The sequence below is a fragment of the Persicobacter diffluens genome (assembly GCF_036244895.1).
Taxonomy (GTDB): domain Bacteria; phylum Bacteroidota; class Bacteroidia; order Cytophagales; family Cyclobacteriaceae; genus Persicobacter; species Persicobacter diffluens.
The window spans coordinates 836237-849734 of sequence record NZ_BQKE01000001.1 but is presented as its reverse complement, the minus strand read 5'-3'; the positions used below and the strand labels follow the sequence as shown (position 1 = coordinate 849734).

Annotated in this window: 10 protein-coding genes; 2 read left to right on the top strand and 8 right to left on the bottom strand. The window is 42.1% G+C overall.

All coding sequences use genetic code 11. The annotated features are described in order from the left end of the window. Positions 1 to 6: 6 nt before the first annotated feature. Positions 7 to 1152 carry a family 10 glycosylhydrolase gene (locus AAA970_RS03545; protein ID WP_338236009.1) on the bottom strand — a complete coding sequence of 382 codons (1146 nt, stop codon included), beginning with the start codon at positions 1150 to 1152 and terminating at the stop codon, positions 7 to 9. Positions 1153 to 1165: 13 nt separating this feature from the next. Further along, a complete protein-coding gene (locus AAA970_RS03540; protein WP_338236008.1) occupies positions 1166 to 2233 on the bottom strand; it encodes a carbohydrate-binding family 9-like protein in 1068 nt (355 codons plus the stop codon). A gap of 201 nt (positions 2234 to 2434) precedes the next feature. Between AAA970_RS03540 and mnmL the strand changes: the two genes are divergently transcribed. Both mnmL and AAA970_RS03530 read left to right on the top strand, forming a co-directional pair. Beyond that, complete coding sequence (gene mnmL / locus AAA970_RS03535; protein ID WP_338236007.1) at positions 2435 to 3403, top strand: tRNA modification radical SAM protein MnmL/YtqA; 969 nt, start codon at positions 2435 to 2437, stop codon at positions 3401 to 3403. Positions 3404 to 3650: 247 nt separating this feature from the next. After that, on the top strand, positions 3651 to 4097 hold the full coding sequence (locus tag AAA970_RS03530) for an Hsp20/alpha crystallin family protein (protein ID WP_338236006.1): 447 nt from the start codon (positions 3651 to 3653) through the stop codon (positions 4095 to 4097). 65 nt (positions 4098 to 4162) lie between these two features. On the opposite strand, the gene AAA970_RS03525 is transcribed toward AAA970_RS03530, so the two are convergent. The 6 genes from AAA970_RS03525 to AAA970_RS03500 all read right to left on the bottom strand — a co-directional run bounded on the left by AAA970_RS03525 (position 4163) and on the right by AAA970_RS03500 (position 13279). Next, a complete protein-coding gene (locus tag AAA970_RS03525) occupies positions 4163 to 7333 on the bottom strand; it encodes a hypothetical protein (RefSeq protein ID WP_338236005.1) in 3171 nt (1056 codons plus the stop codon). 354 nt (positions 7334 to 7687) lie between these two features. Beyond that, complete coding sequence (gene rodA / locus AAA970_RS03520; protein WP_338236004.1) at positions 7688 to 8968, bottom strand: rod shape-determining protein RodA; 1281 nt, start codon at positions 8966 to 8968, stop codon at positions 7688 to 7690. A gap of 1 nt (position 8969) precedes the next feature. Then, complete coding sequence (gene mrdA / locus AAA970_RS03515; RefSeq protein WP_338236003.1) at positions 8970 to 10775, bottom strand: penicillin-binding protein 2; 1806 nt, start codon at positions 10773 to 10775, stop codon at positions 8970 to 8972. After that, positions 10772 to 11293: a Rod shape-determining protein MreD gene (locus AAA970_RS03510; protein ID WP_338236002.1), complete on the bottom strand. Its 522-nt coding sequence runs from the start codon at positions 11291 to 11293 to the stop codon at positions 10772 to 10774. Before AAA970_RS03510 ends, mrdA begins: the two co-directional genes overlap by 4 nt. Continuing rightward, the gene (gene mreC, locus AAA970_RS03505; protein WP_338236001.1) at positions 11290 to 12126 is read right to left on the bottom strand and encodes a rod shape-determining protein MreC; all 837 of its coding nucleotides are present in this window, start codon (positions 12124 to 12126) and stop codon (positions 11290 to 11292) included. Before mreC ends, AAA970_RS03510 begins: the two co-directional genes overlap by 4 nt. Positions 12127 to 12253: 127 nt before the next feature. Continuing rightward, positions 12254 to 13279 (bottom strand): rod shape-determining protein, encoded by a 1026-nt coding sequence (locus tag AAA970_RS03500; protein WP_053404023.1) that lies wholly within the window; start codon positions 13277 to 13279, stop codon positions 12254 to 12256. Positions 13280 to 13498: the final 219 nt, after the last annotated feature.

Genomic DNA, 13498 nt, shown 5'->3' with positions numbered 1-13498 from the left:
GAAAAATCACAATTCTCCATTTTCGTACATTTCTTCAAGCGCCTTCCATTGCGCCTCCGTCAGCCCTCCCATCGCAAATAAGGAGATACCCTCTGCTCCATTTTTCAGGGAATGTCTTACTGCTACTTTCAGGCTATCTGCCTGCGTTAAATCCGGTAAAAATAATCCACTATACAACTGAGTCTCCGAATGCTTCAAATTCGCTTTTCCCCACTGCACCTGCTCTCCTACCCAGGCCACTGGTGCTTCATAGAAGCCATTATACAACATTGGCAATACCGCATCCATATGCCAGGATTTCCATTCCTGTTTCACTGATGTCCAGTTTGGAAATACAGCTGCAGAAGCTAACTTCCCATGCTTATGCACCTCAGGGATCAAAATATCATTTGCCAAATGGGTAATCAAATCCATACGATATTGTCTCCAGCTATCGCTTTTAGTGGGATCCTCCATCTCTAAAGGATCCTGCCCGAATTTATCCTTATAACCATTTCGACAACGTTCACAATAGCAGTAATCATACTCCGGGTATTCTTTATCCTGTACAATGCCATAATTATCCCAAAGGCCTTTGGCCAGAATTACATCTGGGTGGCGGATATAATCAAAATGAACACCGTCAATATCATAAGCACAAAGTTCTTTTACGGTGCCTAAAATAAACTGCTGCACCTCCTCACTGGAAGGACACATAAAACGATAATAATTGACATAGGCCGGCTTATCCGAAGAACTCTCTCCTTTTCTATTCACATTATACCAGTCCAGCTTTGCCGGGTCCTCATAATTTGCCGGATTATTATTCGGCATGGTCCACATCCATGCATGGCATTCCAAGCCCGCTTCCTTTACTAAAGGCAGCATTCGCTCCAGCCAGGGCGCCTTCACCGGCAAACGTTTACTGCCAAAAAATGCCTCATTTCCTGCATAAATTTCTAGCAGGACCGCGTCAAAACCTGCTTGTTTCAGTCGATAAAACTCTTTCCTCCAAACCTCGTCGGTTTTCTCCAAATCTGGCGTTACCCAAACCCAGTTCTTCGTTTTCTTAGAAGTAAATTCCTGCTTGGAACTTTGACAAGCAAACATTACTAAAACTGAAAAAATACTGAGGGCCAGTAGCCTCAATCGTAAAAAATTTAACTTTTTCATAAATAGTGATAATTTAATGTACTGACCATAATTTACCTTCCATATTCACATAATAGCGTCTTCCGGTAATGGAGGAAGTTGCTCCAAAACATAAGCTGGGCCCAGGGTAAATCTCAACCTGCTCGATGTCTTTTGGTAATTCAGGAAGGCTTGTCAATTCGGCCAATTGGTAAGTGTAGTGTTGGTGTTTGGCTTTGAATGCCAATTCTGCATCTGCGATTTCGTAAAGGTATTGTTGTAAGGTAAAATCAGGGTTCGCCAGGAACTCCTCTTCACCTTCCCCGGCTTTCAATTCCGAAAACTGCAAATAGCCCCATCGATTAGGGCGGTGCATATCAATCTTTCCGGTCGGTGACCAAACCCAATTATATTCCGGCTTTGGTTTTCCATTTGGCCCTTTAACTTTCTCATATTGCCCACCAACCACCTCCAAATCGTAATGCACACGAGAAAAATTCAGTCTCCACTGGTCTCCCGCAATCGGGGCTCCACCTCTGGAGGATAACTCTTTCAAACTTGACCATGGCATCGCGATCTCCACAGACCAGGAACGATCAATATCTTGCGGATTATTCAAAGTACCATTCAAGGCTACCTTTGTTTTCATGCCCTTAATATCCCAGTCGAAGATGGGTTTTCCGTTAAAGCGGTAAGGTCGGGTTAACATTAAATCCCACTCGGTCCCTAAAGCATTGATCTCAAATTCATAATAATGCTGCCCATCGCCATTGGCGTCAATGAAGACTTCGAAATCATTATCGAGATAAATGATGGACTCTCGCTCGGTTAATGTTCCCCATAGGTGAGGTTCTTCCATTTCTGCATAGAAATACAAAAACTCATCATCCCAAAGCATTTTTACCCGGGTCTGGTACTTTGGTTTTGGACGAATGTCCCCTTCAATATCAACGAAATCATTACTCCAGGGCACTTTAGACCAAGCAGTCTCTTCGGGCATCCCGTCAATTTTTATTGCTTGATCGGTCTTATAACAAATATAGTGTTGGGGAAAGTCCACAAACTGAGCGTGAGCGATTCCAAAATTCCATAGCAACAATGCCAGACAAAAAATCCTTAGCATGAAATAAAAGTATTGATGAAAAATTTACAATTAAGGTAAAGGCGGCTAATTACATGGGGATTACTTTTCGGTAATAAAAAGCTAATACATCTTGGAAAGGAACTAAATTATGCACTTTCTCCCAAAAAAAGAAGGTTGGCATTTTGCTTGCACGCTTAGTTTAGCAAATTTTTAAAGCAAGAATATTACTTTTGCGTTCTTATGATTGATGCAAATACACCTCCCAATTTTTGGGATAGCGGAAGAAGGTATAATGCCTATGTAGATTATTTGAAGCAAACCTATGGCGGACGGATCCAGAAGGTTTCTATCAATGCAGATTTTACCTGCCCAAACCGGGATGGTTCTCTGGGCAGAGGAGGATGTACCTTTTGTAATAATGATAGTTTTACGCCTTCCTATGTGAGGGAAAATCCAAGCATCACGACGCAACTGGAGAAAGGCTTGAAATTCCTAAAAAAGCGGTACAAGCGAACCGCGAAATTTGTGGGCTATTTTCAGGCCTATACCAATACCTATGGAGATTTAGAAGATCTCAAAAAAGTATATGAAGAAGCACTCGCCCATCCGGATATTGAAGGATTGGTGATCGGCACTCGACCGGACTGCATCAACGAAGCGCAACTGGACTATTTTGAAGCACTGGCAAAAGAACATTTAATTGTGTTGGAATATGGCATCGAGTCTTGCTACAATGACACCCTGGACAGCGTGAATCGTGGACACAGCTTTGAGGATTCCGTCAGGGCCATCAAGATGTCGGTGGGCAGGGGTTTTCATGTGGGAGGACACTTAATGTTCGGTTTCCCAAATGACAGCAGGGAAAGAATGCTGGCACAGGTAGCGTTGATCAATGAATTACCATTAGATTCCATAAAATTTCATCAACTGCAAGTAGTGAAAGGGACGATCATGGCCAAAGAGTACAAAGATCACCCTGAACAGTTCAATTTTTTCGACCGGGAAGAGTATATCGACTTTGTGATTGACTTTGTGGAGCGCCTTCGCCCGGAGCTACAAATTCAGCGATTTACCAGTGAGGCTCCTCCTGCCATCAAAATAGCCCCTAATTGGGGTATGGTCCGGGGAGATACTTTGCTTTCCCAAATCGAAAAGCGATTGGAAGAAAGAAATACCTGGCAGGGGAAATTATTCTCCTCAAGCCATTAAAATGAAATTCACCCGGCAAAACGTCGGGTATTTTTTTTTTGCAGCAACCTCATTTGCACTGAAATCGGCAAAAAAACACTTAAATTAAGTCATTTTGTCATCAAATAAGCGATAAAATGAATTTTAAATGACAAATTGTCATTATTGAAGTCTGCATTTAAGGCAAATTGTCCTAAAAATTGGAATGGTACAGGAGTTGATAAAAAGAGATTGTATTTGATAACGAAAACTTTAAACAACAATAGTTATGATCGCTACAATCAATAAAACTCCTCGCACTTTAGTTAACAACGCTAATGATATTCTTCGAGCTTTCGATAGAAACTTTAATTGGCCTGCAGGAAGTGATTACGCAGTCTCTAACAGCCCGGCCAATGTTTATGAAGAAGAGTCCGGATACAAAATAGAATTAATGGCTGCCGGTTATAAAAAAGAGGAAATTACTTTATCTGTAAAAAATGGAATTTTAACCATTAACGCAGAAAGAAAGGAATCAGAAGAGACTGAAACAAAAAAGGTAACTTCAAAAGTAATCCGAAAAGAATTTGAGAGCAAGCCCCTTGAGAGAAGCTTCAAATTACCCAAATCTATTGATCAGGAAAGTTTAACTGCTCAATTTGAGAATGGCATCTTAACCATTGAGATGAAGAAACACAAAGAAGTAGATATGGTTAAAGAGATTGCAATCAAATAAACCTAATTCCAAAAGCCTAAAAAAAACAAAAGCCTCTTCCTGCAATTTGGAAGAGGCTTTTCATATTAGTTAAAACTTCTTTTCAACATTATTCGCGTGGTCATCAATTTAGATTCATTTCCGGCTTCATCCCGGAATTTGATGTACACCACTTTTTCTCCATCCTCTCCCGGAAGCTGAACAGATTTCGTTTCCTGATAAGGCTCCCATTTCCCTCGTGCAAAAGATGGAGAGAAATCAATCATCATCTGACGCGCCTTATCTGCTTTTATTTTCAGGATGACTTCCTTACCGGAATCATTGGTATATTTTGCGCCATCATTTATAACAAAATCCAATCCTTTAGGCGGCGTAACATCCGAAATAATAGAAGCAGAAACTATAGCGCTTTCATTACCTGGTTCATCCTTAAACTTAGCATACAAAACCTTTTCTCCATCCGGATCCGAGAACTGATAACTCATAAAAGATTTATAGGGCTGCCATTGCACATCTGAAAAATCCTTTTTCTCAGACAGCACCATGTATTTCGCCCCCATTGCTTTCAGTTGCACCTTCACTAGTCGCTTAGCATGCGTGGTAAAAGAAGAATCATTATTGATTCGAATTTTACACTGTACAGGAGGTTCCCGGTCCAGAATCACCCGACCATAAGAAGGCGCCGACTCCACACCTGCCTCGTTTCTAAATTTGGCAAAAACAGATTTCACCCCATCATTACCATCCAGTTTAAAATCTACATTAGCTTGATAAGGCTGCCATTTGGCATTTGAAAAATGCTCCCAATTCGATAGCATCATTTCACTGGCACCATTCACATTGAAATTCAACTCTACCACCTGATCCATGGCATTAGTATACTTAGTGCCATTATTAATTTTGAAACTCACCACCTCTACCGGAGAAGTATGGAAATTCACTTTACCGGACCACGGCGCTGAGATATTTCCTGCAAAGTCACGTGTATATACAAAAACTTCCTGTTCTCCTTCACGGTCTTCCAATAGCCAGGCCACTAAACCTTCGTACTTTTGCCATTTAGACCGGTCCTCTAAAGCCTGATGATCCAAGGCTTGCGCACTGATCCGCATAAAGGCTGCGCCCTCCGCTTTCACCGCTACTGGCACTCTTCTGTCTCGAGCGGTAACATAATAATTCCCATCATTCACCTCTCCGCTGATAATTTTTGGAGGAGTAGTATCCAGCATAATGCGTGCTCGAACAGGATCCGTCTCGATTTTAGCCTTGTTTCGGAACTTGGCATACACCATTTTCATTCCATCACCCGACTCAATCTTATGCATAAACTCGGTTTGATAAGGCTGCCATTCCACTCCGGCGAAATGTTCATCATTGGCGATCATCATTTCATTCGCCCCCTGTACCTCTAATGAAACCTTTACATTTAAATTATCACCGGTATGCCATTTTTGACCGTCATTAAGTCTGAATAAAACTTTGGTCGGTTTGGTTCGGTCCAGGGTTACAGAAGCCGTAATCACCTCTGATTTATTCCCTGCCCGGTCAGCCAACTGCAAATAAACCATTTTCAAACCATCCTCTCCGGCAAGTGTCCAGGGACGTATTTCTGTCTGGAAAGGTCTCCAGGGGGCTTTTGTAAAATCCACAGAATTACTCACCCTCATGGCATAAGCATCCTCACCAGCCTCAATAGTCAAAGCGGTTACTCTATCTTTTGCCGTCACATAGGGTTCTCCATCATTCACAATCAGTTTACCTACCGGAGGCTTTGAGTCTAAAAGCACCTCCGTACTTAATGCTTCAGACACATTCCCTACTTCATCTTTAAACCTCGCATAAATGACCTTTTTGCCATCTCCATCAGATAATTTAAGGTTCAGCTGCTCGGCATAATCCTGCCATTCTGCATCAGTGAAGCTAGCGTTTTCACTAATTTGCATAAAACGAGCGTCTTTGGCCTTTAGGCGAACAAAGGTCGCCTGTTCAGCGATAAATTCTTTTCCATTCGCCACCTGAATACCCAATCCTTTGGGTTCTGTCCTTTTAAGAAAAATCTTAGCTTGATTGACGGTCGAAATGTTTCCAATCTGATCCGCCAAACGAAGATAAACCGTTTTTAATCCATCTTCACTCGCATCAATCTCCCATGGGATAGTCGTTTGGTAGGGGAATTTTTCGGAAACCGTGAAGTCGGCATCATTACTGACTTCCATGTACTTCACCCTATTTTTATCTTCGACTACAACTGAAAGCTCAACATTTCCCTTAGGGTTAGAGACATATCTTTGACCATTATTAATTTTAAAGGAGTTGATTTCTGGGCCTTGACGATCCAACTTTATCTCAGCCGTAACCGCTTCGCGTGTTCTATTTTTGGCTTTATCCATGAAAAATACGCCAATCTTCTTAATCCCATCTTCCCCCTTCAAAGTCCATGGGACTTCCATAAAGCCATCTATACCAGGCTGAAAACGCATCACCTCCGCCACCTGATGATCGACCACGCGGATCATTTCCACATCCAGGGCTTTAATCTTTAGCAAAACTTCTGTTTGGTTGGTTACCTCCTCCTGATCATTAATCAAAATTTGGCCATTGCGCGGGGCCTCACGATCCAAGCGAATCGAAGCTTCCAGCAAATCAGATCTATTACCGGCACGATCCTCCAAAATAGCATATACCTTTTTCAAGCCATCTCCGTCATCATCCAGTTTCCATCGCATAGTTTGCTCCAATGCGATTGGCTGGGTATTTTCCGGAGAAGCATGATTGGCTATAAACAGCTTGGCATTTTCATTGGATTCCACACTTAAAATCACCCGCCCCTGAACATCATTCGTGAATTCGCTTCCGTCATTAATAACAATTTTTCCCTTAGGCGCAGCACGATCCAGGACAATCGTCCCCACATCTGCCGGGGAGACATTACCTGCTTTATCTTTAAATCGTAAATAAAGCTTTTTCAAGCCGTCACCACCATTGAATTGGTAGCTCACGCCTTCCATAGAAAAATCAAGCCATCTGGCACCGGAGAAATCGGGATTTTCGGAGAGCTGCATTTGATCAATAAATCCTTTGGTGGAAGGATTTACCAAATCAAAACTCACCTTTATAAAGGAAGAATTGGTGTATTTATTACCTCCATCAAGAATTACTCTTGCCACTTTATGAGATTGCGCTATTAGGCTAAGCGGTAGCACAATCATCAACAATCCCAGCAAAAAAAACCGGGAACATCCCTTAAATTGAATCATTGTTGTTGGGTAATTTTTATCAATAGGTCGAATTCAAATACTCATTAAAAAGTGTAAAAATCCTTCATTTTTAAGGAGCTATATCCTGCAAGGAAAAAATCCAAATTAAAAAGACTTAATCACTATATTAACAATTTTAAACAAAAATACGCAGTTTCATCCCATAAAGTGCAATAAAAATAGAATAGATGTTGAAGCATATCAATGCTTTTTATCACAAGCTATTGTAATACTTTATTACACAAAACCTTACATGGCCAAAAAACCTAAGGCAGCTATTCCCTTTTTTTACATTTTTTTTTATGCCGACGCTATGGCATTTTTCAATAAACAAATCAAATAAAAGCCCGACGATTAGCGAACCATCACCTGCATCCTGTGAGCATCCAGTTTCAGGAATATAAAAATCAGTATGGTAAATGCCCATAAAGACGACCCCCCGTAACTCACTAAAGGTAAAGGAATTCCGATCACCGGAAAAAGTCCTATTGTCATGGCTACATTTACGAACCAGTGAAAGAAAATAATGGAAACTACGCTATAGCCATACACCCGCGCAAAGCGGGATTTTTGTCTTTCTGCTAAAAATATCAGACGGTACATTAAAAAAGCAAACAAAAACACCACTCCAACAGATCCAATCCAGCCGTGCTCCTCTCCAATGGTGCAAAAAATAAAGTCGGTACTTTGTTCGGGTACAAAATCAAACTTTGTTTGGGTTCCGTTTAAAAAACCCTTACCCCAAAAACCACCTGATCCAATCGCAATTTTGGACTGCGTCACGTTCCATCCTACTCCAAGGGGGTCCCCGTCCGGGTCAATCAAAGCTTTTACGCGCCCTTGCTGGTGAGGCTTCAATACATTATACACAAAATAGTTAACCCCAAAAGCTACCGAACAAAGAATACCGAAACCAGCTATTATGGTGATAATGCGCTTTTTGGTCCGCTCACCGAACCAGGCGAGCAGGAAGGCAATAACAGCCAATCCTCCAATGACATAAATGGTCGGATACAACAAGGCCATCAGGCAAACTACTCCTACGATAAAAGTTACCACCATGATCAGAGGCGTTAAACCCTCTCGGTAAAAGGCAAGAACCAATGCTAAAAACACCAGTGCAGAACCGGTATCCCCTTGTAAATGAATCAAAAGCATAGGGATAACAATCCAGATAAAGGCATTCCTGTAAGTTTCGAACTTATCCATCCTCAGGCCGGGGTCAGACAAAAATTTAGCCACCGCCAGGGCGGTTGCGAATTTGGCAAACTCTGCCGGCTGCAGCCGGAAAGGGCCAATCTCCATCCATGATTTAGAACCCGCTACTTCCCGACCAAAGATTAACACCAGGATTAAAGAGAGCATCACCGCCCCATAAATCACATAGGCGAAGGAGTCATAAAACTTAAAGTCAACCGCAAAAATGATGGTAATCAAAATGATGGTGGTCCCCACCCAAAGCAATTGCTTTCCGGAGTTGATACTCAAATCAAAAATACTGCGTTGCGCCTCCTCATCATAAACGGCTGCATAAATATTCAGCCAGCCGATTGTGACCAGTATAAAGAAAATCAGGATGGACAACCAGTCCACACGACCAAAAAAATTCCCTCTATTCTTACCTTGTAGCTCCATTCTAGTATAAAAAGTCCCCTTTTAACACATACTTTTCCATATACGGGCGAGAAATCTCCCCTTTCACATATTTCTCCAGCATCAAGCCCGCAATCGCAGTTGCGGCTCTCCCTCCCCAACCGGCATTTTCCACATAAACAGAAATGGCAATCTTAGGCTGCTCTACCGGCGCAAAGGCCATAAATACCGAATGATCCGGACCATGCGGGTTCTGAACTGTTCCGGTTTTTCCTGCAATGGGTAAATCTTTAATATAAGCCCGGGTAGCCGTCCCCTGAATTACTTCTTCCATACCGGCGATCACCTCGTCAAAATATTGTGACTGAATACCGGTTTCGTGTTTTTCAAGGTATTTTTCAAGTGGCCCCTGCCCTCCAATATCTTTAATCAGATGCGGCGTATAAAAATAACCTCTATTGGCTACTAATGCAGCCATATTGGCCATTTGAATAGGAGTGACCAAAATTTCCCCTTGTCCAATCGCCAGGGAGTGAACGTTAGATGCTTTCCAGCGATTTCGACCGTAATAACGATCGTAAAATGCAGAATTTGGAATAAAACCGGACTTCTCGCCGGGCAGGTCAATGCCCAACTTACTGCCTAAGCCAAAACGACTCATATAGGTAACCCACTTATCAAGTCCCAGACGGCTATCCACAAAAGTATTATCGTCCACCCGCTGATTCAATACCTCCCTGAAGACTTTCACATAGAAGTTATTGGAGGAATATTTAAGTGCTCGGCGCGTATCATATCTGCCCGGGGGCGCATGGTCCCCTATCAACTTATTATCACAATAAATAAATTCACCAGGGGCAATTACCCCTTCCTGTAGCGCCACCAAGGATTGTAACACCTTAAAAATGGACCCCGGAGGATAGGCCGCCATGATCGGTCGATTAAAAAGAGGCTTTAGGGAATCCTTTTGTAATACGCCCATATTTTTCCCGAATGAACGCCCGGAAAGTAAGGAAGGATCATAATCTGGCGCACTGACAATAGCCAGAATCTCTCCAGAGGACGGTTCAATCGCAACTAAAGAACCAATCTTCCCCTCCATTAATTTTTCAGCATATGCCTGAAGGTCCAAATCCAGGGTAGTGGTCAAATTATTCCCCGGCACGGAAAGGGTATCATATTCTCCATCCTGAAAACTCCCTTTTACAATTCCACGGACATTCACCATTTTAAAGCTAATGCCGCGCTGCCCACGGAGATGTTCTTCATAGGTACTCTCGATACCATTTCGGCCGATATAATCTCCTGCCTTATAGTAATTAGTGGTATCCCGCTTAATCTGACGATCGGTAATCTCCCCAATATAGCCCAGGCTATTCGCCGAATAAGGGTATTGATACCCTCTTACCGTTCTGGGGGAAACATAAATTCCGGAGAAATCATCCAAGTAAACTTCGATTTTGGCAAATTCTTCCGGACTCAGTTGCTTGAACAAAACCTGAGGTTTCACCCAGGAAAAACTTCGGGCCTTTTTGAGCTTGTCCAGTTTTCCCCGCATTTCCTCCATTTCAATGCCCATCACCTTCGCTAAAGCTAAAGTATCGGAATTTCGAAATTCTTTGGCTACGACGGTAATGTCATACACCGGATTGTTCACCACCAACAACTCCCCATCACGACTGGTCATCATTCCCCTTAAGGGATAATCGATGAACTTCTTCATCACATTGTTTTGAGCAGCCAACTTATAATCATCATCCAGCACCTGGATGAACAATAGTTTTCCTGCAAATAACAATGCTACTCCGGCGATGAGCAGCTGAACAATTATCCGTCTGTCCTCATTCATATCACCCTCCGCTGTTTGGTATAAAATAACAACTGCACCAACACCATTAACACAAATGTCAGTACCCCACTAAAAGAAGTCTTGGCCAAAATACTCATTAAGCGATCAAAGCCTCCGGACTGAATTACAAATAAGGTGAAATGGTGAATCAGAATTAAGGGCAGTGCATACAGCGCAAACCAGTTGAAACCATAATCTGACAACATCGGGTTTACGCCCGCATCATATCCTCCTTTGGGCGTGATCAGCTGCATCCATTTCGGTCGCAAATACATGATAAGCACCGATGCGGCGGCATGTACCCCCAGGGTATCATAAAACCAATCGACCATTATCCCTAACACAAAGCCCATCAGCAATAGGGTGGATTTCTCCATGTCTGCAGGCAGGAACAACAAAACTGCGATATAGAGAAAAATAAAGCCAAAGCCGAAAAGGGCTATATTCTTCAAAATCAACACTTGAAGTAATAGAAAGATTACGAAATGTGCAATTCGTAAAATAGTGCTGTTTTTCATTTTTTCTCCTCGGTTAAACGCTCAACTTCTAACTGCTCCTCTTCCAGGTTATTCTCCACTACATAAAGGTAGGATAGGGAAGAAAAATCAGTAGATAACCTCACCTTGATATTATAAAAAATATCCTGATCCGTCAACTCAAACTCTTCCACGGTTCCGATCATCGTACCGGCCGGAAATATCCCGTCAAAGCCAGACGTTCGAACGGTATCCCCTACATGCATCTCCACATGTCGCGGCACATAGTTCAGGTCGGCAAACTGAAAATCCTCTCCGGACCAGTTCACCGAACAAAGCACATTGGAAGGGTAAGCTTTGGCCGAAACCAAAAACTTATTATTAAGGAGAGAGATCACAGTGGCATAATGGGGAGAAACAGATTTCACTTTTCCAATCACCCCATAGGGACCAATCACCCCCTCATTGGGTTTTATTCCATCAAGCGAACCTTTATCAATAGTAATATAATTATGATATTCACTGATCGAATTATTCACCACCCGTACCGGTGTGAAAGAAAATTGCTTCAGACGAGCTTCATCCGCTGAAAATTCATGTGTCCAATAATAATCAGAAGCTTCACTCACCTTCAGAGCTGCACGTAATGCCGCATTCTCTTTGACCAACTCCTCATTGATTCGGCTGAGTTCAAAATAATTATTGACCTTGGTTTTGTTCTGATATAAGGCACCAATAGCCCGATTCGAGCTATGAAAAAAAGCTATACTTTGGTAAGAATTTTTGGTCACAATCAGCCAAAAGCAAATCATTTCCAAAATCAAAAACAGCATCAAGCCGCGAAAGCGGTAAATAAAGAAAAAGAGTTCCCGCATCTATTTTGCAAATTCCAAATATCTCCCTAAAAAGAAAATTCAACATCCGGACGGGCGAATGCCACCAAATGTTGAATTATAAAATTTTTCACGAAAAACTGTTTGACGGTTTTCCATTATTAAATTATCAAGTCATCAACACGGCACGGTTGTTTTCCATATTTTTCAGAGACTTACCCGTACCGCGAACCACTGCTCTTAATGGATCATCTGCCACGTGGATAGGCAATTTGGTTTTCAAAGCCAAACGCTTGTCCAATCCTCTCAATAAAGCACCACCGCCAGTCAGGTGAATACCATTATCATAGATATCTGCAGACAATTCCGGTGGAGCAATCTCCAATGCTTTTAATACCGCTTCTTCAATTTTAGAAACAGATTTATCTATAGCAAAAGCAATCTCGGAATAAGAAATGGTCACCACTTTTGGAATACCGGTCATCAAATCTCGCCCACGAATTTGATATTCTTCCGGTGGCTCATCCAATTCCGTTAAAGCAGACCCGACGGCCACTTTTACCTTCTCTGCAGAACGCTCACCAATCAAAAGATTGTGCTGGCGACGCATATAGTCCAAAATATCACGGTTGAAAGTATCTCCGGCTACTCGAATGGACTGATCACAGACAATACCGGAAAGGGCGATTACCGCAATTTCGGTGGTACCTCCTCCAATATCCACGACCATAGATCCTACCGGCTGTTCGATATCAATACCAATACCAAGGGCAGCTGCAATAGGCTCATGAATTAAATAAACTTCCTTTGCTCCCGCATGCTCAGCAGAATCTCGTACCGCACGTTTCTCTACCTCAGTAATACCGGAAGGTATACAAATCACCATTCTATGAGATGTCGGAATGAAACGATTTCTGGTGTCAATCATTTTAATCATTCCGCGAATCATCTGCTCCGCCGCGTGGAAATCTGCAATCACCCCATCCTTCAACGGACGAATTGTTTTAATTGACTCATGCGTTTTTTCGTGCATTTGCATCGCCTCATGCCCGATCGCCAAAACCTTATTGGTTAAACGATCAATGGCAATTATTGACGGCTCGTCAACAACAATTTTATCTTTATGAATAATAAGCGTGTTGGCAGTTCCAAGGTCGATTGCAATATCACTTGTTAAAAAGTCAAAAAAGCCCATGCTCCTTGTAAAAACGAATTAATTTATATTCCCTACCAATTCACAAAATATACAAATTAGCTCAGCTATTCATGTATAAGTTGAATTTTTATTCAGTTTTCACCTCACTCTCCAGCTTTGGACCGAAGCCTGAGCATAAAGGATGAGATAATCACCAATTTGTTCAAAGTTCCAAAATACCGAGCATAATCAAAAGCTATTTGTAACGATTTTATCTAT